19 protein-coding genes are annotated in these 21,300 nt (G+C 63.3%); 12 read left to right on the forward strand and 7 right to left on the reverse strand.

What is annotated here, in order from left to right; translation table 11 throughout:
* Positions 1-632 precede the first annotated feature (632 nt).
* The 6 genes from gcvH (at position 633) to ACIPW4_RS06750 (ending at position 7,704) form a co-directional block, all read left to right on the forward strand.
* Entirely contained in the window at positions 633-1,016 is a 384-nt protein-coding gene (gene gcvH / locus ACIPW4_RS06725) for a glycine cleavage system protein GcvH (protein ID WP_400655994.1), read from the forward strand.
* A gap of 11 nt (positions 1,017-1,027) precedes the next feature.
* Positions 1,028-3,883, forward strand: a complete 2,856-nt coding sequence (gene gcvP / locus ACIPW4_RS06730; RefSeq protein ID WP_400655996.1) for an aminomethyl-transferring glycine dehydrogenase — start codon at positions 1,028-1,030, stop codon at positions 3,881-3,883.
* Between the two features lie 144 nt (positions 3,884-4,027).
* Positions 4,028-5,404: an L-serine ammonia-lyase gene (locus ACIPW4_RS06735; RefSeq protein WP_400655998.1), complete on the forward strand. Its 1,377-nt coding sequence runs from the start codon at positions 4,028-4,030 to the stop codon at positions 5,402-5,404.
* A gap of 25 nt (positions 5,405-5,429) precedes the next feature.
* Positions 5,430-6,551, forward strand: coding sequence for a glycine cleavage system aminomethyltransferase GcvT (gene gcvT, locus ACIPW4_RS06740; protein WP_400656000.1), 1,122 nt, complete (start codon positions 5,430-5,432; stop codon positions 6,549-6,551).
* A gap of 358 nt (positions 6,552-6,909) precedes the next feature.
* Complete coding sequence (locus ACIPW4_RS06745; RefSeq protein WP_016392187.1) at positions 6,910-7,119, forward strand: cold-shock protein; 210 nt, start codon at positions 6,910-6,912, stop codon at positions 7,117-7,119.
* 90 nt (positions 7,120-7,209) lie between these two features.
* Positions 7,210-7,704 (forward strand): RDD family protein, encoded by a 495-nt coding sequence (locus ACIPW4_RS06750; protein ID WP_400656003.1) that lies wholly within the window; start codon positions 7,210-7,212, stop codon positions 7,702-7,704.
* 43 nt (positions 7,705-7,747) lie between these two features.
* Here ACIPW4_RS06750 and lptG read toward each other — a convergent pair whose 3' ends face one another.
* Both lptG and lptF read right to left on the reverse strand, forming a co-directional pair.
* Positions 7,748-8,809 carry an LPS export ABC transporter permease LptG gene (gene lptG, locus ACIPW4_RS06755; protein ID WP_400656005.1) on the reverse strand — a complete coding sequence of 354 codons (1,062 nt, stop codon included), beginning with the start codon at positions 8,807-8,809 and terminating at the stop codon, positions 7,748-7,750.
* Positions 8,802-9,917, reverse strand: coding sequence for an LPS export ABC transporter permease LptF (lptF, locus tag ACIPW4_RS06760; protein ID WP_400656007.1), 1,116 nt, complete (start codon positions 9,915-9,917; stop codon positions 8,802-8,804). The genes lptG and lptF overlap by 8 nt, the downstream gene beginning before the upstream one ends.
* A gap of 291 nt (positions 9,918-10,208) precedes the next feature.
* Between lptF and ACIPW4_RS06765 the strand changes: the two genes are divergently transcribed.
* From ACIPW4_RS06765 to rlmF, 5 genes are all read left to right on the forward strand, one after another.
* Positions 10,209-11,702 carry a leucyl aminopeptidase gene (locus ACIPW4_RS06765; RefSeq protein ID WP_400656009.1) on the forward strand — a complete coding sequence of 498 codons (1,494 nt, stop codon included), beginning with the start codon at positions 10,209-10,211 and terminating at the stop codon, positions 11,700-11,702.
* Positions 11,703-11,752: 50 nt separating this feature from the next.
* Positions 11,753-12,181: a DNA polymerase III subunit chi gene (locus ACIPW4_RS06770; protein WP_400656011.1), complete on the forward strand. Its 429-nt coding sequence runs from the start codon at positions 11,753-11,755 to the stop codon at positions 12,179-12,181.
* 6 nt (positions 12,182-12,187) lie between these two features.
* Positions 12,188-12,559 (forward strand): DNA polymerase III subunit chi, encoded by a 372-nt coding sequence (locus tag ACIPW4_RS06775; protein ID WP_400656012.1) that lies wholly within the window; start codon positions 12,188-12,190, stop codon positions 12,557-12,559.
* Between the two features lie 147 nt (positions 12,560-12,706).
* Positions 12,707-15,553: a valine--tRNA ligase gene (locus ACIPW4_RS06780; protein WP_400656021.1), complete on the forward strand. Its 2,847-nt coding sequence runs from the start codon at positions 12,707-12,709 to the stop codon at positions 15,551-15,553.
* A 160-nt stretch (positions 15,554-15,713) separates the two neighbouring features.
* Positions 15,714-16,664 (forward strand): 23S rRNA (adenine(1618)-N(6))-methyltransferase RlmF, encoded by a 951-nt coding sequence (gene rlmF, locus ACIPW4_RS06785; RefSeq protein ID WP_400656026.1) that lies wholly within the window; start codon positions 15,714-15,716, stop codon positions 16,662-16,664.
* Between the two features lie 51 nt (positions 16,665-16,715).
* Here rlmF and ACIPW4_RS06790 read toward each other — a convergent pair whose 3' ends face one another.
* Complete coding sequence (locus ACIPW4_RS06790) at positions 16,716-16,997, reverse strand: HU family DNA-binding protein (protein WP_103445548.1); 282 nt, start codon at positions 16,995-16,997, stop codon at positions 16,716-16,718.
* Between the two features lie 393 nt (positions 16,998-17,390).
* On the opposite strand from ACIPW4_RS06790, the gene yejK reads away from it, so the two are divergent.
* Positions 17,391-18,398, forward strand: coding sequence for a nucleoid-associated protein YejK (yejK, locus tag ACIPW4_RS06795; protein ID WP_400656028.1), 1,008 nt, complete (start codon positions 17,391-17,393; stop codon positions 18,396-18,398).
* Here yejK and ACIPW4_RS06800 read toward each other — a convergent pair whose 3' ends face one another.
* The 4 genes from ACIPW4_RS06800 to ACIPW4_RS06815 all read right to left on the reverse strand — a co-directional run bounded on the left by ACIPW4_RS06800 (position 18,399) and on the right by ACIPW4_RS06815 (position 21,291).
* On the reverse strand, positions 18,399-18,692 hold the full coding sequence (locus ACIPW4_RS06800) for a GIY-YIG nuclease family protein (RefSeq protein WP_400656030.1): 294 nt from the start codon (positions 18,690-18,692) through the stop codon (positions 18,399-18,401).
* A 10-nt stretch (positions 18,693-18,702) separates the two neighbouring features.
* Positions 18,703-19,176, reverse strand: coding sequence for a nuclear transport factor 2 family protein (locus ACIPW4_RS06805; RefSeq protein WP_400656032.1), 474 nt, complete (start codon positions 19,174-19,176; stop codon positions 18,703-18,705).
* Positions 19,177-19,346: 170 nt separating this feature from the next.
* Positions 19,347-20,627, reverse strand: coding sequence for a CynX/NimT family MFS transporter (locus tag ACIPW4_RS06810; protein WP_400656034.1), 1,281 nt, complete (start codon positions 20,625-20,627; stop codon positions 19,347-19,349).
* 13 nt (positions 20,628-20,640) lie between these two features.
* A complete protein-coding gene (locus ACIPW4_RS06815) occupies positions 20,641-21,291 on the reverse strand; it encodes a FadR/GntR family transcriptional regulator (RefSeq protein ID WP_400656036.1) in 651 nt (216 codons plus the stop codon).
* Between the last annotated feature and the right edge of the window lie 9 nt (positions 21,292-21,300).

The following is a 21,300-nucleotide window of genomic DNA, read 5'->3' on the forward strand; positions in this document are numbered from 1 at the left end:
CGCGGGCGGCGCTCGATTTCACAAGCGCTGAAAATGTGTTGGCGAGCACTGGGGGCCGTTACTCAATCTCCTGACATGCCGCTGGTCCATCACCTCCAAAAAACCTATGTGAAATGAAATCCGAATGGCTGAAGCCTCAGTCAGGGCTGCCATGCGCATGCCATGAGAGGTGTAGCGCCTATGAGATCGAGCGCCGCCCGCGCGGCGCATCGCGACCAAGGTCGCTCCTACATCTGTTTCGGGCCAGTCCTTCCTGTCACGCCAACAGGGACCGCCTTGTTTGTCAGGCGTCGTATCGAGGTGTGCGCTGGCGACGCTCCATCCCATTCAAGCCATTCACCAGTCTCACTCCCTCAATTCAACGCATCTGTAGCGATTTCGATACATCGTACCGAATTCGATACGCGCGTAAAGCACCCAGTACTGACAAGGCCATGATTCCAAAGCGCATTGCAGCTAATGCGGCAGGCGGAATGATTTCATTACAATCGGATGGCACTTGATCGTTTGAATTGATATTAACTTATTGATTTAAATGACTTTTTATTAAATGGCCGCATTTTTGCTTGGGGAACTCCAACCCAAGAGCGCGGGCCCACCGCGCCCAACGCCCTGCTTCCCGAGGATTCCCCATGAGCGAGTTGCGTTTCACCGAAGATCACGAATGGCTGCGCGTCGAAGATGACGGCAGCGTCACTGTGGGCATCACTGCCTACGCCCAGAACGCCCTTGGCGACGTGGTCTATGTGCAACTGCCCGAGCTGCAGCATTACGACAAAGGGGCCGAAGCCTCCACCGTCGAATCGGTGAAAGCTGCCAGCGGCGTGTACATGCCCCTGACCGGTGAAGTGGTCGCCGTCAATGATGGCCTCAACGACAGCCCCGAGCTGGTCAACGAAGACCCGCTGGGTGAAGGCTGGTTCTTCCGCTTCAAGCCTGCCGACATGGCCGAAGTGGAAGCCCTGCTCGACCAGGACGCCTACGACCGCCTGATCAAAGCCAACGACGACGCCTGAGGAACCCGACCATGACCATCAACCTCGGCACCGCCAACGAATTCATCGCCCGTCACATCGGCCCGCGCGCCGCTGACGAGCAGGCCATGCTCGCCACCCTGGGCTTCGACTCGCTGGAAGCCATGAGCGCCGCTGTCATCCCCGACAGCATCAAGGGCACCAGCGTGCTGGGCTCGGAAGACGGCCAGAGCGAGGCCGATGCCCTTGCTGCGCTGAAAGCCATCGCCGGCAAGAACCAACTGTTCAAGAGCTTCATCGGCCAGGGCTACTACAACACCCACACCCCGGCGCCGATCCTGCGCAACCTGCTGGAAAACCCGGCCTGGTACACCGCCTACACCCCCTACCAGCCGGAAATCTCCCAGGGCCGCCTGGAAGCGTTGCTGAACTTCCAGACGCTGATCAGCGACCTTACCGGCCTGCCGATCGCCAACGCCTCCTTGCTCGACGAAGCCACCGCCGCCGCCGAAGCCATGACCTTCTGCAAGCGCCTGTCGAAGAACAAGGCCAGCCACGCGTTCTTCGCCTCCGTGTACTGCCACCCGCAGACCCTCGACGTGCTGCGCACCCGTGCCGAGCCGCTGGGCATCGAGATCGTGGTTGGCGACGAGCGTGAGCTGGGCGATGTCAGCGCCTTCTTCGGCGCCCTGCTGCAATACCCGGCCAGCAACGGCGAAGTGTTCGACTACCGCGAAGTCGTCGCACGTTTCCACGCCGCCAACGCCCTGGTCGCCGTTGCCGCCGACCTGCTGGCCCTGACCCTGCTGACCCCGCCGGGCGAGTTCGACGCCGACGTGGCCATCGGCAGCGCCCAGCGTTTCGGCGTGCCACTGGGCTTCGGTGGCCCGCACGCGGCCTACTTCGCCACTCGCGATGCATTCAAGCGCGACATGCCGGGCCGCCTGGTCGGCGTGTCGATCGACCGCTTCGGCAAGACCGCGCTGCGCCTGGCCATGCAGACCCGCGAGCAGCACATCCGCCGCGAGAAGGCCACCAGCAACATCTGCACCGCCCAGGTGCTGCTGGCCAACATCGCCAGCATGTTCGCCGTGTACCACGGCCCGGCCGGGCTCAAGCGCATTGCCCAACGCACCCACGCGCTGACCGCGATTCTCGCGGCCGGCCTGAAGACCCTGGGGCTCGAAGTGGTAGGTGAATCCGCCTTCGACACCCTGACCCTGGCCACCGGCAGCGCCACTGCCAGCCTGCACGACAAGGCCCGCGCCCAGCGCATCAACCTGCGCCAGGTCGACGCCACTCACCTCGGCCTGTCGCTCGACGAAACCAGCACCCAGGCCGATGTCGAAGCCCTCTGGCAGCTGTTCGGCGCAGACCAGGCCCAGCCTGACTTTGCCGCCCTGGCCGCCAGCACCGGCTCGCGCCTGCCGGCCGCCCTGCTGCGCCAGTCAGCCATCCTCGAGCACCCGGTGTTCAACCGCTACCATAGCGAAACCGAGCTGATGCGCTACCTGCGCCGCCTGGCCGACAAGGACCTGGCGCTGGACCGCAGCATGATCCCGCTGGGCTCGTGCACCATGAAGCTCAACGCTGCCAGCGAAATGATCCCGGTGACCTGGGCCGAGTTCGGCAACCTGCACCCGTTCGCCCCCGCTGAGCAAAGCCAGGGCTACCAGCAGATGACCAGCGAGCTGGAAGCCATGCTCTGTGCCGCCACCGGCTACGACGCGGTGTCGCTGCAGCCCAACGCCGGCTCCCAGGGCGAGTACGCAGGCCTCCTGGCCATCCGTGCCTACCACCGCAGCCGTGGCGAAGGCCACCGCGACATCTGCCTGATCCCGTCTTCGGCCCACGGCACCAACCCGGCGACTGCACACATGGCCGGCATGCGTGTGGTGGTTACCGCCTGTGATGCCCGCGGCAACGTCGATGTCGAGGACCTGCGTGCCAAGGCCATCGAGCACCGCGAGCGCCTGGCCGCGATCATGATCACCTACCCGTCGACCCACGGCGTGTTCGAGGAAGCGATCGGCGAGATCTGCGCGATCATCCACGACAACGGCGGCCAGGTTTATATCGACGGCGCCAACATGAACGCCATGGTCGGCCTGTGCGCCCCGGGCAAGTTCGGTGGCGACGTATCGCACCTGAACCTGCACAAGACCTTCTGCATTCCCCACGGCGGTGGCGGCCCGGGCGTCGGCCCGATTGGCGTCAAGTCGCACCTGGCGCCGTTCCTGCCAGGCCACGCGCAGCTGGACAACACCGAGGGCGCGGTGTGCGCCGCGCCGTTCGGCAGCGCCAGCATCCTGCCGATCACCTGGATGTACATTCGCATGATGGGCGGTGCCGGCCTCAAGCGTGCTTCGCAGATGGCGATCCTCAACGCCAACTACATCGCCCGCCGCCTGGAAGAGCACTATCCTGTCCTGTACACCGGTGGCAATGGCCTGGTCGCCCACGAATGCATCCTCGACCTGCGTCCGCTCAAGGACACCAGCGGCATCAGTGTCGATGACGTGGCCAAGCGCCTGATCGACTTCGGCTTCCATGCGCCGACCATGTCGTTCCCGGTGGCCGGCACGCTGATGATCGAACCGACCGAAAGCGAGTCCAAGGAAGAACTGGATCGCTTCTGCGACGCGATGATCCAGATCCGCGAGGAAATTCGCGCGGTGGAAAGCGGCAGCCTGGACAAGGACGACAACCCGCTCAAGAACGCCCCGCACACCGCGGCCGAGCTGGTTGGCGAATGGGCCCATGGCTACAGCCGCGAGCAGGCGGTTTACCCGTTGCCGAGCCTGGTGGAGGGCAAGTACTGGCCGCCGGTCGGCCGGGTCGACAACGTGTTTGGTGACCGCAACCTGGTCTGCGCCTGCCCGTCGATCGAAAGCTATCAGGACGCCTGAGGCGGCCTTTAGACAGTTGGGGCTGCTGCGCAGCCCTTTCGCGACACAAGGCCGCTCCTACAAGGACGGCATTGACCCCTGTAGGAGCGGCCTTGTGTCGCGAAAGGGCCGCAAAGCGGCCCCAGATGTTCAGGAGGTAGCACCATGTCACTGAGCGTCTTCGACCTGTTCAAGATCGGCATCGGCCCCTCCAGCTCGCACACGGTCGGCCCGATGCGCGCCGCCGCACGCTTCGCCGAAGGGCTGCGCCGCGATGGCCTGCTGGCCAGCACCGTCTGCGTCAAGGCCGAGCTGTATGGCTCACTCGGCGCCACTGGCAAGGGCCACGGCAGTGACAAGGCGGTATTGCTCGGCCTGGAAGGCGAGCACCCTGACACCGTCGACACCGAAACCATCCCCGCCCGCCTGCAGGCCATCCGCGCCAGCGGCCAGCTCAGCCTGCTCGGCGAGCAGACCATCGCCTTCGTTGAGAAGCAGCACCTGGCGATGATCCGCAAGCCACTGGCCTACCACCCCAACGGCATGATCTTTCGTGCGTTCGATGCTGCCGGATTGCAAATCCGCAGCCGCGAGTACTACTCCGTGGGCGGCGGTTTCGTGGTGGACGAGGACGCTGCCGGCCAGGACCGCATCGTCGAGGACAGTACCGTGCTGGTCTACCCGTTCAAGACCGCGAAGGAACTGCTCGGCCACTGCACCGCGCAGCACCTGCCGGTCAGCCAGGTGATGCTGGCCAACGAGGCCGCCTGGCGCCCCGAGACCGAAACCCGCAGCGGCCTGCTGCGCATCTGGCAAGTGATGCAGGACTGCGTCGAAGCCGGTTGCCGGCACGAAGGCATCCTGCCCGGCGGGCTCAAGGTCAAGCGCCGTGCCCCGGCGCTGTACCGCCAACTCAGCCGCCATCCGGAGGCCAGCCTGCGCGACGCGCTGTCGGTGCTCGACTGGGTCAACCTCTACGCCCTGGCGGTCAACGAGGAAAACGCCTACGGCGGCCGCGTAGTCACTGCGCCCACCAACGGCGCAGCGGGCATCGTCCCGGCGGTGCTGCACTACTACATGCGCTTCGTCCCGGGTGCCAGCGAAGACGGGGTGGTGCGCTTTCTGCTCACCGCTGCCGCCATCGGCATCCTCTACAAGGAAAACGCCTCGATTTCCGGGGCCGAAGTCGGCTGCCAGGGCGAGGTCGGCGTGGCCTGCTCGATGGCTGCCGGGGCACTGTGCGAAGTGATGGGTGGCACCCCGCAGCAAGTGGAAAACGCCGCTGAAATCGGCATGGAACACAACCTCGGCCTGACCTGCGACCCCATAGGCGGCCTGGTCCAGGTGCCCTGCATCGAGCGAAACGCCATGGGCTCGGTGAAGGCCATCAACGCCGTGCGCATGGCCCTGCGCGGTGACGGGCAGCACTACGTGTCGCTCGACAAGGTGATCCGCACCATGCGCCAGACCGGCGCCGACATGAAAAGCAAATACAAGGAGACCGCCCGCGGCGGTCTGGCCGTCAACATCATCGAATGTTGACCCGATAACAACCAAGGAGTCATCGATGTCCGAAACACTGCAAAAGACCCCGCTGCACGCCCTGCACCTGGAGCTGGGGGCGCGCATGGTGCCGTTCGCCGGCTTCGACATGCCGGTGCAATACCCGCTGGGCGTGCTGAAGGAACACCTGCACACCCGCGAACAGGCCGGCCTGTTCGACGTCTCGCACATGGGCCAGATCATCCTGCGTGGCACCGATGCGGCCAAGGCCCTGGAGTCGCTGGTACCGGTAGACATCATCGACCTGCCGGTGGGTATGCAACGCTATGCCATGTTCACCAACGAGCAAGGCGGCATCCTCGATGACCTGATGGTCGCCAACCTCGGCGACGATACCCTGTTTCTGGTGGTCAACGCGGCCTGCAAGGACCAGGACCTGGCCCACCTGCAGCAACACATCGGCAGCCGTTGTGAAGTGCAGCCATTGTTCGGTGAGCGTGCCCTGCTCGCCCTGCAAGGCCCGGCTGCAGTAAAGGTGCTGGAGCGCCTGGCGCCGGAAGTGGCGGGCATGACCTTCATGCAGTTCCGCCCGGTGAAGCTGCTGGGTGAAGACTGCTTCGTCAGCCGCTCGGGTTATACCGGCGAAGACGGCTACGAAATTTCGGTACCGGTGGCCGCTGCCGAAGCCTTGGCTCGCCGCCTGCTGGCAGAGCCTGAAGTGCAGCCCATCGGCCTGGGCGCACGCGACTCGCTGCGCCTGGAAGCCGGCCTATGCCTGTATGGCCACGATATGAACAGTGAAACCACGCCAGTCGAAGCCAGTCTGTTGTGGGCCATTTCCAAGGTACGCCGTGCCGACGGTGCTCGTGCCGGCGGCTTCCCGGGTGCCGAGGCCATATCCACCCACCAGCGCGAAGGCGTCGCGCGCAAACGTGTGGGCCTGCTGCCGCAGGAACGTACGCCGGTACGTGAGGGCACAGATATTGTCGATGCAAACGATAAACCGGTAGGCAAAGTGTGCAGTGGCGGTTTTGGCCCGACACTGGCCGCACCTGTTGCAATGGGTTATATCGATAGTGAACATGCTGTACTCGATACGCCACTATTTGCATTGGTGCGCGGCAAGAAGGTTGCCTTGAGAGTCAGCAAAATGCCTTTTGTTGCACAGCGTTACTACCGTGGCTGAAGGTAGCGCGTGAGGTGTCTGGGCAGGTTTGAAATATTCGTTTTCGAACCTGCCCAATAACTTTTGAACATAGCGCCAGGCCAGGCACCATGCCGTTTCCGACATGGCTGTCGGTTATCGGTAATAAGGCCGATTTTCTATACGACCAAGGGCTTGTTTTTTTCTCGGGAGTTGGCGTAGAGTCACTGCACTGTGTTTGCATGGGTCGCAACAGTTCGTGACCTGGGCCAGTAGCCGAGATTCGCTACAACCCGTTCGACGTCTCTTACTTTCCTGCAACCCAGCCCAGTACTCTTTCACTTCTATATAACGTGAAAGAAACTGTCATCAAAATTTAAGCTTCATAGGAAATAAGACAATGGCTGAGCGTCAGAACGGTACCGTCAAGTGGTTCAATGACGAAAAAGGTTACGGTTTCATCACCCCAGAAAGCGGTCCGGATCTGTTCGTGCACTTCCGCGCCATCGAAGGCAACGGCTTCAAGAGCCTGAAAGAAGGCCAGAAGGTCACCTTCGAAGCCGTTCAAGGCCAGAAAGGCATGCAGGCTGACAAAGTCCAGCCTGTGTAAGCACAAGCCAGACTCCAAAAAGCCCCTGCCATGTGCAGGGGTTTTTTTTTGCCCGTAGAATAGCGGCTTCGCCATCTGGAGCTGTTCTGCATGTCCAAGCCTCTGCTCTCCCCCCAGGGTGATTTCCCGCCGGTCGGCCTGGGCCGACGCCTGGCAGCAATGTTCTACGACTTCCTGCTGTGCACGGCGCTGCTGATCGTCACTGCCGGGGCCTACAAGATGGTCCAGATGGCGATCATCGGCGAAGCCCGCATGCGTGAACTGACCGAGGCCGGCGCGCTGGATGGCGACCCGCTGCTGTCGTCCATCCTGCTGTTCGCCCTGTTCGGCTTCTTTGCCAAATTCTGGACCCATGGCGGCCAGACCCTGGGCATGCAGGTGTGGGGTGTACGCGTGCAGAATGCCGATGGCAGCGCGATCAGCCTGTGGCAGGCCCTGCTGCGCTTCGTGGTGTCGATTGCCTCCTGGCTGTGCCTGGGGCTCGGGTTCTTCTGGTCGCTGATCGACAAACGCCAGCGCGGCTGGCATGACATCTATTCGGAAACCCAGCTGGTACGAGTACCCAAGCAGAAAAAACAGGCATGAAAAAGCCGACCCCAAGGTCGGCTTTTTCAGCGGGTTCAGGCGGTCAGCCAGCCCTGCGCAGCAACCACAGGCCGGCCACGGCACAGATACCCGCCGGAATCACCACCGCCAGCAGCGGAGGGAAACCGAACACCTGGCTCGACGGGCCCAGCAGGTCCTGGCCGATGCGGAACACGAAGCCCACCAGCACACCGGTAAAGACGCGCTGGCCGAGGGTGACCGAACGCAGCGGGCCGAAGATGAAGGAGATCGCCATCAACACCAGCGCCGCAGTCACCATCGGCTGGAGTACCTTGGTCCAGAACGCCAGCCAGTAGCGGGCGTTGTTCAGGCCCTGGTCCGACAGGTAGTGGATGTAATCCCACAGCCCGGTGATCGACAGTGACTCGGGGGCCATGATCACGGTATTGAGTAGTTGAGGTGTCAGCGAAACGTCCCAGCTCTCGGTCGGTGTCTTGATCACTTCAGTGTGATCACCGCGGAAGTAGGTGGTGCTGACATCGCTGAGCGTCCAGTGGTCTTCGCTGTACTGGGCACGGCGGGCAAAGCTCGAGGTCTGGATCTTGCGCTCTTCGTCGAAACGGTAGCGAGTAACGCCCAGCAGCAGGCCATTGGGTTGCACGGCGTTGATGTGCACGAACTCTTCGCCCTGGCGGTGCCACATGCCATGCTTGGACGTTTGCGCTTCACCTCCCCCCTGAGCCAGCGAACGGTCGGCCTGGGCCTTGTTTTCGGTGACCGGGGCGACGTATTCACCAATCAGCAAGCCGGCGAGCATCAGCACCAGCATCGGCTTCATCACCGCCCAGACGATGCGGCCAATGGAGACGCCGGCAGCGCGCATGATGGTCAGTTCGCTGCTGCTGGCCAAGCTGCCGAGGCCGATCAGGCAGCCGATCAACGCTGCCATCGGCAACATGTCGTACAGGCGCCGCGGTGCAGTCAACAGCACGAAGTTGCCCGCATCCAGCAACGTGTAACTATCACTCAGGTCGCCCATTTCATCGATGAAGGCGAACAGGGAAGCCAGGCCGAGGATGATGCCCAGCACGGCCAGAATGGCCAGCAACACACTCTGGCCGATATAGCGATCGAGCTTACCCACGGGCCACCTCCGCACGACGGGCAGCCATTTTAAGGCGCAGCGGTTCCCAGTACATCAGGCCCAGGCCGATGAGCAGGAACAGGCCGTGCACCCACCAGATACCCAGGCCGATCGGCAATTTGCCTTTCTCCAGGGCGCCACGTACGGAAATCAGCATCGTCAGGTAAGCCATGTACAGAAGAATCGCCGGCAGCAGCTTGAGGAAGCGGCCCTGGCGTGGGTTGACCCTGGCCAGCGGCACCGCCATCAGGGTCACGATGAACACCAGGATCGGCAGTGACAGGCGCCATTGCAGCTCGGCACGTTCGCGCAGGTCGGTCTTGCCGAACAGCTCGAGGGTCGGGATCGCTTCGCGATCGGTCACTTCCTCGGCGACTTCAGGCTTTGGCAGCAACACGCCATAGGTGTCGTACTTGATGGCGCGGTAATCAGCCTGCCCCGGGTTGCCGTCATAGCGGTAGCCATTCTCCAGCACCAGGTAGCGATTGCCATCGGCCTGTACTTCCTGATGGCCTTTTTCGGCGACCAGTACCGAAGGTGCACGGTCCTTGGTCTTGTCCTGATTGAAGCGCTTCTCGGAAATGAACACCCCGTCCAGCTTGACGCGGTCGTCCGACAGTTTTTCGGTATAGGTGACCCGGCTACCGTCGCGCAGGGTCTGGAAGCGGCCCGGCACCAGGGTATCGAACTCGGTCAACGTATCCTGCTGGGCGATGATCTTCTGCACCTGGGCAACGCCCAGTGGCGCCAGGCTCAGGCTCAGCCAGGCGACCAGCACGGCGACCAGCGCCGCCGGCGCCATGGTCAGGCCCAGCAGGCGCTGCTGGCTCATGCCGGTTGCCGACAGTACGGTCATCTCGCTTTCCAGGTACAGCCGGCCGTATGCCAGCAGAATGCCGAGAAACAGGCCCAGCGGCAGAATCAGCTGCAGGAAACCTGGCATGCGATAACCCATGATCAGGAACAGCACGCCCGGGTCGAGGATGCCCTGGGCCGCCTGGGCCAGGTACTTGATGAAGCGCCCGCTCATGATGATCACCAGCAGCACGGCGCTGACGGCGCTCAAGGTCACAAGGACCTCGCGGGACAGATAACGAAAGACGATCAAACCAGACACTCCTGGGTTGTCAGGGGCGGACTGCCAAACATTGGTCTGTGACAGCCAGGACCAAAGCCGGTTCGCCAGGGGCGAACCTCCATATGAAGTGCGCGCATTATCCTGTGATTGGCAGCGCCTGTCACTTGGCCGCGCATGAAGGCCAACATCGGGGTTGTCAGCACACTTGCCAGAGGCTCAAACTGGCAGCTTTTCCACTGGCTCGCGGCACAACGCGGCCATGCCCGTCCAGAGCGCGAAAAGCCATAGCGCCAACTGCATAGATCATTCGGGGACCCTGACATGGAACTGGTTGTAAAAAGCGTAGCTGCTGCATCCGTAAAAACCGCCACTCTGGTGGTGGCGGTCGGTGAAGGGCGCAAGCTCGGTGCCGTTGCCAAGGCCGTCGACCAGGCCTGCGAAGGCGCCATCAGCGCAGTGCTCAAGCGCGGCGACCTGGCCGGCAAGCCTGGCCAGACCCTGTTGCTGCAGAGCCTGCCGGGCCTGAAGGCCGAACGCGTGCTGCTGGTTGGCAGCGGCAAGGACGAAACCCTCGGTGACCGTGCATGGCGCAAACTGGTCGCCGGCGTGGCCGGGGTGCTCAAGGGCCTGAACGGCGCAGACGCCGTGCTGGCGCTGGACGACATCGCAGTCAGCAATCGCGACGCTCATTACGGCAAATACCGCCTGCTGGCCGAAACCCTGCTCGACGGCGAATACGTGTTCGACCGTTTCAAGAGCCAGAAGGCCGAGCCACGCGCCCTCAAGAAGGTCACCCTGCTCGCCGACAAGGCCGGTGCGGCCGAGGTCGAGCGCGCCGTCAAGCACGCCAGCGCCATCGCTACCGGCATGGCCTTCACCCGCGACCTGGGCAACCTGCCGCCCAACTTGTGCCACCCGAGCTACCTGGCCGAGCAGGCCAAGGACCTGGGCAAGGCCCACAAGGGCCTGAAGGTCGAAGTGCTGGACGAGAAGAAGATCAAGGACCTGGGCATGGGCGCATTCTATGCCGTGGGCCAGGGCAGCGAGCAGCCGCCACGCCTGATCGTGCTCAACTACCAGGGCGGCAAGAAGGCCGACAAGCCGTTCGTGCTGGTGGGCAAGGGCATCACCTTCGATACCGGCGGTATCAGCCTCAAGCCAGGCGCCGGCATGGATGAAATGAAATACGACATGTGCGGCGCCGCCAGCGTGTTCGGCACCCTGCGTGCGGTCCTCGAGCTGCAGCTGCCGATCAACCTGGTGTGCCTGCTGGCCTGTGCCGAGAACATGCCGAGCGGCGGCGCGACCCGCCCAGGCGACATCGTCACCACCATGAGTGGCCAGACCGTCGAAATCCTCAACACCGACGCCGAAGGCCGCCTGGTGCTGTGCGACACCCTGACTTACGCCGAACGCTTCAAGCCGCAGGCGGTGATCGACATCGCCACCCTGACCGGTGCCTGCATCGTCGCCCTGGGCAGCCACACGTCGGGCCTGATGGGCAACAACGACGAGCTGGTCGGCCAACTGCTCGACGCCGGCAAGCGTGCCGACGACCGTGCCTGGCAACTGCCGCTGTTCGATGAATACCAGGAGCAACTGGACAGCCCGTTCGCCGACATGGGCAACATCGGTGGGCCGAAAGCCGGCACCATCACCGCGGGCTGCTTCCTCTCGCGCTTCGCCAAGGCTTACAACTGGGCGCACATGGACATCGCTGGCACGGCCTGGATCAGCGGCGGCAAGGACAAGGGCGCTACCGGCCGCCCGGTCCCGCTGCTGACCCAGTACCTGCTGGACCGCGCTGGCGCCTGATGCCGTAAAGCCGGTGGCGCCCAGGGCGTCGCCGGCTGGCAGAACACACCATGAGCAAAGTCGACTTCTATATTCTGCCCACCGACTCGCTGTCGGCGCGGCTGGATTTCGCCTGCAAGCTGTGCGAGAAGGCCTGGCGCCTCGGCCACCGGGTCTACCTGCATTGCCAGGACGCCGAGCAACGCGACGCGCTGGATCAACGCCTGTGGCGGTTCAAGGGCGAAGCGTTCGTGCCCCACGACCTGGCTGAAGTGTATGCGGATGCCAGGATAGCGCTGGGCCTTGCCGACGATGCCGGCGAACACCGTGACCTGCTGATCAACCTGGGCGCCGGTGTGCCGGGGTTCGTCGGCCAGTTCGAGCGGGTTGCCGAGATCGTTGTCGAAGAGCCCGGCATTCGCCAATCGGCCCGCGAGCGGTTCCGTTTCTACCGTGAACAGGGCTATGCTCTGCAAGACCACCGCTTACAGCGACTTTAAACGACGATGGACAAGCCTTCCGCCCTACCCGATTCCGCCCATCTGCTGGACGATCTGGAGTCGATTCGCCAGCTGCTCGGCGATGCCGACCTGCAGCCGCCGCTGCTGACCGAAACCGTCGAACAGATTCCGCTGTTGCTCGATGTGCCTGCCGGTAACGCGGCGCCGGCGCCTGTAGCCGAGCCCGCAGCAGTTGAGCCCGAGGATGATCCGCAAACCCGCCGCCAGGACACCTTGCTGCACCTGGAGAGCGAGTTGCGCGCCGCTGCGCAGATGATCATGCAGGACGTGATCAACGACTTTACCCCGCATATCGAGAACGAGATCAAGCGCCGGCTGGATGCGCGGATCGAGCGTCTCATCAAGCGTTCCGAGTGATTCCCGGGGGGCGCTCTGCGCCCCTTTCGCGACACGAGGCCGCTCCTGCAGGAAATCACGGTCTTCTGTCCGCTCCTGTCGCCTAAACCCTGTGCCTTCGTTATACTTTTCGGCTTTCCCGAATAAATGCACAGGGTCCCGCCGCGCATGGATAAGACCTACCAGCCGCACGCCATCGAAACTTCCTGGTACAACACCTGGGAGTCCGAAAACTATTTCGCTCCACAAGGTGCAGGTGAGTCCTACACCATCATGATCCCGCCACCGAACGTGACGGGCAGCCTGCACATGGGCCACGGCTTCAACAACGCGATCATGGACGCCCTGATCCGTTTCCGCCGCATGCAAGGCCGTGACACCCTGTGGCAGCCTGGTACCGACCACGCCGGTATCGCCACGCAGATGCTGGTCGAGCGCCAGCTCGAGGCCAAGGGCCAGAACCGCCACGACCTGGGCCGCGAGAAGTTCCTGGACAAGGTCTGGGAATGGAAGGATCAGTCAGGTGGCAACATCAGCCGCCAGATCCGTCGCCTGGGCTCCTCGGTAGACTGGAGCCGCGAGCGCTTCACCATGGACGACGGCCTGTCCGAGGCAGTCAAGGAAGCCTTCGTGCGCCTGCACGAAGACGGCCTGATCTACCGCGGCAAGCGCCTGGTCAACTGGGACACCAAGCTGCACACGGCCATCTCCGACCTTGAAGTGGAAAACCACGACGAGAAGGGCCACCTGTGGAACCTGCGCTATCCGCTGGCTGACGGCGCCACGACCGCCGAGGGCAAGGACTACCTGGTGGTCGCCACCACCCGTCCGGAAACCCTGCTGGGCGATGCAGCCGTCGCCGTCAACCCGACCGACGAGCGCTACCAGGCACTGATCGGCAAGTTCGTCGAGCTGCCGCTGGTTGGCCGCCGCATCCCGATCATCGCCGACGATTACTGCGACCCGGAATTCGGCACCGGCTGCGTGAAGATCACCCCGGCCCACGACTTCAACGATTACGAAGTCGGCAAGCGCCACAACCTGCCGCTGCTGAACATTTTCGACAAGAACGCCCTGGTGCTGTCCGCCGCCCAGGCCTTCAACCTCGACGGCAGCCTCAACGAGCAGGTCGACACCAGCCTGCCCGCCCAGTACGCCGGCCTCGACCGCTTCGTCGCACGCAAACAGATCGTCGCCGACCTGGACGCCCAGGGCCTGCTGGTCAGCATCGACGACCACGCCCTGAAAGTGCCGAAAGGCGACCGTTCGGGCACCGTCATCGAGCCGTGGCTGACCGACCAGTGGTACGTCTCCACCAAGCCGCTGGCAGAGCCTGCCATCGAAGCCGTGGAAGACGGCCGCATCCAGTTCGTGCCCAAGCAATACGAGAACATGTACTTCTCCTGGATGCGTGACATTCAGGACTGGTGCATCAGCCGCCAGCTGTGGTGGGGCCACCGCATCCCGGCCTGGTACGACGAGGCAGGCCAGGTCTATGTCGGCCGCAATGAAGAGGAAGTGCGCGCCAAGCACGGCCTGGGCAGCGATGTGAAGCTGCGCCAGGACGACGACGTGCTCGACACCTGGTTCAGCTCGGGCCTGTGGACCTTCTCCACCCTGGGCTGGCCGGAACAGACCGAGTTCCTCAAGAAGTTCCACAGCACCGACGTGCTGGTGACCGGCTTCGACATCATCTTCTTCTGGGTTGCGCGCATGATCATGCTGACCATGCACCTGATCAAGAACGAAGACGGCACCCCGCAGGTACCGTTCAAGACCGTATACGTGCACGGCCTGGTGCGCGATGGCCAGGGCCAGAAGATGTCCAAGTCCAAGGGCAACGTGCTTGACCCGCTGGACATCGTCGACGGCATCACCCTCGACGCCCTGCTGGAAAAACGCACCAGCGGCATGATGCAACCCAAACTTGCCGAGAAGATCGCCAAGCAGACCAAGGCCGAGTTCCCGGAAGGTATTGCCAGCTACGGCACCGACGCCCTGCGCTTCACCTTCTGCTCGCTGGCCTCCACCGGCCGCGACATCAAGTTCGACATGGGCCGCGTCGAAGGCTACCGCAATTTCTGCAACAAGATCTGGAACGCCGCCCGCTACGTGCTGGACAAGGGCGAGGACTGCGGCCAGAACGGCGAAGCCTACGAGCTGTCGCTGGCTGACCGCTGGATCATCTCGCAGCTGCAGCGCACCGAAGCCGAAGTGACCCGCCAGCTCGAGCAGTTCCGCTTCGACCTGGCCAGCCAGGCGCTCTACGAGTTCATCTGGAACCAGTACTGCGACTGGTACCTGGAGCTGTCCAAGCCAGTGCTGTGGGACGAGAACGCGCCGGTCGAGCGCGCCCGTGGCACCCGTCGCACCCTGGTACGCGTGCTGGAAGTGGCGCTGCGCCTGGCGCACCCGTTCATGCCGTTCATCACCGAAGAAATCTGGCAGCGCATCGCGCCGCTGGCCGGCATCGAAGGCAAGACCATCATGCTGCAGCCATGGCCGGTGGCCAATGAAAGCCGCATCGATGCCGCCGCCGAAGGTGATATCGAGTGGCTCAAGGAGCTGATGGTCGGCCTGCGCAACATCCGCGCCGAGATGAACATCGGCCCGGGCAAGCCGCTGCCACTGTTCCTGAAGAACGCCAACGCCGACGACCAGCGTCGCCTGCAGGAAAACGAAGCCCTGCTGAAGAAACTGGCCAAGGTCGAATCGTTCACGGTGCTCGGCGATGCAGAAGAAGCACCGCTGTCAGCCACCGCACTGGTTGGCGACCTGCAGGTACTGGTACCAATGGCCGGCCTGATCGACAAGGACGCCGAGCTGGCTCGCCTGAACAAGGAAATCCAGCGTCTGCAGGGTGAAGTCCAGCGCGTGGGCGGCAAGCTGTCCAACGCGGCCTTCGTCGACAAGGCACCGCCTGCGGTGATCGAGAAGGAGCGCGCCAAGCTGGCCGAGTCCGAGCAGGCACTGGCCAACTTCACCGAGCAGCACGCGCGGATTGCAGCGCTGTAATCATTGAGACCGATGGGGCCGCTGTGCGGCCCTTTCGCGACACAAGGCCGCTCCTACAGGGACGGTGCCGGTTCGATAGGCGCCGCTATCCTGTAGGAGCGGCCTTGTGTCGCGAAAGGGCTGCGAAGCAGCCCCTCGGCCTGCGACACCGGATCTCACCATGACCACCAAACCCACCCTGCACCCGCGCAACCGCCACCAGGGCCGCTACGACTTCCCCAGCCTGATCAAGGCCCACCCTGACCTGGCCCGCTTCACCATCACCAACCCCCACGGCAAACCCAGCATCGACTTCGCCAACCCCGAAGCCGTGCGGGTGTTCAACCGCGCCCTGCTCAAGGCGCAGTACGGCATCCAGCACTGGGACATCCCGGCCGATTACTTGTGCCCGCCGATCCCCGGCCGTGCCGACTACCTCCACGTGGCCGCCGACCTGCTGGCCGAGGACAATGCCGGCGAGGTACCCAGAGGCGCACGGGTTCGCGTGCTGGATATCGGCGTAGGTGCCAACTGCATCTATCCATTGCTCGGCCATAGCGATTACCGTTGGCGCTTCCTGGGCTCGGACATCGATCCGGTTGCGCTGGCGTCGGCCAAGGCCATCGTCCAGGCCAACGGTTTGAGCAAGGGCATCAGCCTGCGCCAGCAAGCCGACCGCAAGCACATCCTCAGCGGCTTGCTGCAAGCGGATGAGCGCTTCGACCTGACCCTGTGCAACCCGCCCTTCCATGCTTCGCGCGAGGAAGCCACCCGCGGCAGCCAGCGCAAGTGGAAGAACCTCGGCAAGCAAGACCCCAAGCGCAAGCTGCCAGTGCTCAACTTCGGCGGGCAGAACAACGAGCTGTGGTGCGAGGGCGGCGAGATCCGCTTTGTCACGCAGCTGGTCGGCGAAAGCGCGCAATACGCACAACAGGTGCTGTGGTTCACCAGCCTGGTGTCCAAAGCCAGCAACCTGCCTGGCATCGAGGCCGCGCTGAAACAGGCCGGCGCCAAGGCCGTGCGCATCGTCGAGATGGGCCAGGGGCAGAAGCAGAGCCGCATGGTCGCGTGGAGCTTCGCTGACGACGCTGGCCGCCAGCAATGGCACGCCCTGCGTAAATCGCAGGCATGAAAAAACCGCGCCCGGGCAAGCCGGGCGCGGTTCTGGTCAACGCATCAACAATTACTTGTTGATGGAATCGTTCAGCGCTTTGGCCGGTACGAACTTGACGACTTTCTTGGCGGCGATTTCGATGGCAGCGCCAGTCGAAGGGTTGCGGCCGGTACGGGCAGGACGCTCGGAGACTTTCAGCTTGCCGATGCCTGGCAGGGTGATTTCAGCGCCGTTTTCCAGCTGGTCGGCAACGATCTGGCCCAGTTGCTCCAGTGCGTTGCGAGCGGTGGTTTTTGGCGCGTCGATGGCTTCGGCGATGTCGGCAATCAGTTGGTCTTTGGTCAATGCCATGGTGGTGTTCCTTCCCTATCTAATTCAGTGGTTATGCAGCGTGCTACGACGTTATCGGGCCAGCCCCTGAATGCTGGAGGGCCGCGCCAATCGCGAATGTAGATGCGCAAATCGGCGTTTGGTTCGACACGGCATGAGCACACTGCCAGCAATGCGCCACACAAGGTGCGCAAGACCGCGCAAAGCTACCACAGGAATGGATAAATATCCGCTACCCGCTTCGATTTAGTGCAGGTTTTTCGGGGGTTTTAGCCGAAATCCCACAATTTTGAACAAAAAACGAACAACCGGCATTTCTGCCAACATCCGGCCACTGCGGCGCCTGTTGTCTGGGGTAAACTGGACGACTTTTGCAGCGCGGCTTGCCGCCGCCCCGGACTCACCGAGAATTCCATGCCAATCCGTCATTGCATCGTTCACCTGATCGACAAGAAGCCCGATGGCAGCCCCGCCGTGCTCCATGCTCGGGATACCGAGCTGGGCGCATCGGACGCCATCGAAAACCTGCTGGCCGACCTCAACGACAGCTACAACGCCAAGCAAGGCAAAGCCTGGGGCTTCTTCCACGGCGAGTCTGGTGCCTACCCGCTCAGTGGCTGGCTGAAGCAGTACCTGGAAGACGAGAAAGACTTCGCCGCGTTCAGCCGGGTGGCCGTCGAGCACCTGCAAAAGCTGATGGAAGAGTCCAACCTCTCCACCGGTGGCCACATCCTGTTCGCCCACTACCAGCAAGGCATGACCGATTACCTGGCCATCGCCCTGCTGCACCACAGCGAAGGCGTGGCCGTGAATGCCGAGCTGGACGTGACACCGTCGCGCCACCTTGACCTCGGCCAGCTGCATCTAGCGGCCCGCATCAACCTGTCGGAGTGGAAGAACAACCAGAACTCCAGGCAGTACATCTCGTTCATCAAGGGCAAGAACGGCAAGAAGGTCTCGGACTACTTCCGCGACTTCATCGGCTGCCAGGAAGGCGTCGACGGCCCGGGCGAGACGCGCACCCTGCTCAAGGCCTTCAGCGACTTCGTCGAAAGCGAGGACCTGCCGGAAGAGTCCGCCCGCGAGAAGACCCAGACGCTGGTCGAATACGCCACCACCCAGACCAAGCTGGGTGAACCGGTGACCCTTGAAGAGCTGTCCAGCCTGATCGACGAGGACCGCCCAAAGGCGTTCTACGATCACATTCGCAACAAGGACTACGGCCTGTCGCCGGAAATCCCGGCGGACAAACGCACGCTCAATCAGTTCCGCCGCTTCACCGGGCGCGCCGAAGGTTTGTCCATCAGCTTCGAAGCGCACCTGCTGGGTGACAAGGTGGAGTACGACGAGGCCGCCGGCACCCTGATCATCAAAGGTTTGCCAACCACGCTGGTGGATCAGCTCAAACGTCGCAAGGACTGATCAGACGGCCACATAGGAGGCGACCAGCGCCTCCTTGGCCGACTTGCGCAACTTCTTCACCAGGCGCTCCTGGCGCAACGCCTCGCCCTTGTCCGGCCACTGTTCGACATAGACCAGCGCCTGCGCCGGGCTGGTCTTGAAATAGCGCGCACCCTGGCCTTTCTGATGGGCAGCGAAACGCCGTTGCGGGTCATCGCTGATACCGCAGTACAGCGAGCCATTGGCAGCCCGGACCAGGTACACGTACCACGGTTTGCACAGCGAGGTTTCGGCAGTTTCGGTAACGATGTTCATGGCCGACAGCTTAACCGCTCGCCTGCTGGAACGCCCGCAGCCCTTTGAAAGCCTGCTGGCGCACCTTGTTCTGCAACATTGGCGACCACCCCAGCAACAGCCCTGGCGCTCCCAGCGCCTGACGCGACCAGCGCCAAAGGTCGAAGCTGTCGTCATGCTGGCAGATCAGGCCGTCGCGTATGACGAAGCGCGCCTGGATATCGTTGACCACGGTGCGCCCGGTCTGGCTGAACAGGTAGCTCGCCACCCAGTGCGCGCAACCGCTGCGCGGATCGGCACGGACCTGGTCGAAGGTCAGCGAAAAGTCCTTGGCGCGGGTGGTCAGCATGCGCCACATGTCACCCGCGTCACGGCCGCGCAGGGTGCCGAACACCGGGTCGCTGAAGACGATGTCGTCACTGTAGCAGGCCACCATGGCCTCGGCGTCCAGGCGCTGGAAGGCCTGGTAGAAGCGGGTGATCAGGGCATGGTTGGCGTCGGTCATGGCAGCAGATCCGTCCTGGGAGTGGGAAGCTGCACGATAATCTGCCAACAACTCTTTCGCCAGTACCGGCCTCTTCGCGGGCAAGCCCGCTCCCACTGGGACCGCACCAGGCCTGAACCTGTTGAGATCCTGTGGGAGCGGGCTTGCCCGCGAAGAGGCCAGCACAGACTTCAGAGCTTTTCGCTGGTCACCTGCACATGCAAAGCCCGCCCGGCCCCAAGCCCGAACACGATCGCCCCGACGCCCAGCACGGCAAAGATCCAGCCCACTGCCGCCCAGCCCCCAGTCAGGTCATGCACCAGCCCGACCGCAAACGGGCCCATGGACGCCAGGGTATAACCCACACCCTGCGCCATGCTCGACAGGTTCGCCGCCACATGGGCATCCTTCGAGCGCAGCACGATCAGCGTAAGGGCCAAGGCGAAAGTACCGCCCTGCCCCAGGCCCAAAAGCACCGCCCAGCCCCACAGCCCGTCAATGGGTGCATACAGGCAACCGAACAATCCCGCCAAGGTCACCAGCATCACAATCACGATGGCCAGCCGCTGGTCCTTGCCGCGGGTCGCCAGCCACGGTGCGCTCAGCGAGCTGACCAACTGCACGATCACCGAGCCGGACAGCACCAGGCCGGCTTCGGTCGGGCTCAGGCCACGGCCAATCAGGATCGACGGCAACCAGCCGAAGACGATGTAGGCCAGCGACGACTGCAGCCCCATGTACAGCGTGACCTGCCATGCCAGCGGGTCTCGCCACAGCCCGCGCACCCGATAGGCAGCCTTGTGCAGGCTATGGCCCTGACGCGCTTGCGGCAACCAGATGAGCATGGCCAGTAGCGCCGGGATCATCCAGAAGCCCAGGCCAAGGGCCCAGTTGTCATCGAAATGCCGGGTCAGCGGCACTGTGGCTCCGGCCGCCATGGCCGCTCCCAGGCACAGGGCCATGGTGTAGACGCCGGTCAGGGTGCCCGCATGCTGCGGGAAATCGCGTTTGACGATACCCGGCAACAGCACGCCGATGATGCCGATGCTGGCGCCGGCCATCACGCTGCCAATGAAAACGCCAGCAGCCCCCAGCGTGCTGCGCACCACGATACCCAGCGCCAGGGTGAGCAGGATGCCCAGGATTACCCGCTCGCTGCCGAAGCGGCGCGCCAGCAGCGGCGCCAGCGGTGCGAACACGCCCAGGCAGAGCACCGGCAAGGTGGTCAGCAGGCCGGCCTCGGAGGCATTCAGGCCAAGCCCCGCAGCCACCTGGCCCAGCACAGGCGCCATGCTCGACAACGCCGGGCGAAGGTTCAATGCCACCAGCACCAGGCACAACAGCAGTAGCCAAGGGCGCTGCAGGGCCGGCGGTTGTTGTTGTACCTGTTCATCGTCGACCTCGGCGTCGATCAGCAGTTCTTCCAGTTCTGGCTCGCGGGCGGGTGCGTCTCGGGTCATTGGTTCAGCCATGGCCTTCTCGTCTTCAGGATTCGATGAGGGTCCGGCTCAGGGCCTTGGCCCGCTCCGGATCGCGTTGTTCGATGGCATCGAGGATCTGCCCGTGCAGGTCGAAGGTCGCCTGGCTACGCGGCACGCTGGCCATGTTGTGTTGCAGCGCGGCAGCCACCACGCCGGAGAAGTAGCGGTACAGCTCGCTCAGTGCCGGGTTGTGCGCGGCGTCGATCAGCCGCTGGTGAAACACCAGGTCGCAGCAGACATAGGCATCTACATCACCGTGAAAGTGCTCGGCACTGCCCGTCAATGCCACGCGCAAGCCGTGCAGGTCTTCGTCGGTACGGCGCAACGCCGCAAGCCCGATTGCTTCGGTTTCGAGGATGTGCCGTGTTTCCCGAGCCTGCTCCAGGGTGCAGCGCGACATGGCCTGCACGGCTTGCAGCGGGTCCAGGCAGGTACGTAGGTAACTGCCGTCACCTTGGCGGATTTCCACCAGCCCACTGAACGCCAGTACACGCATGGCCTCACGCACGGTGTTGCGGCTGATGCCCAGCTCCAGTGCCAGCACCGGCTCGGTCGGCAGACGCTGGCCGACTTGCCAGTCGCCTTGGAGGATGCGCTCGCGCATGCGTTCGACCGCAAGCTCGACCAGCGAACGCTTGGTCAATTCACTATTCATTGCATTCAA

The organism is Pseudomonas sp. NPDC089996 (genome assembly GCF_044748405.1).
Classification (GTDB): Bacteria; Pseudomonadota; Gammaproteobacteria; order Pseudomonadales; family Pseudomonadaceae; genus Aquipseudomonas.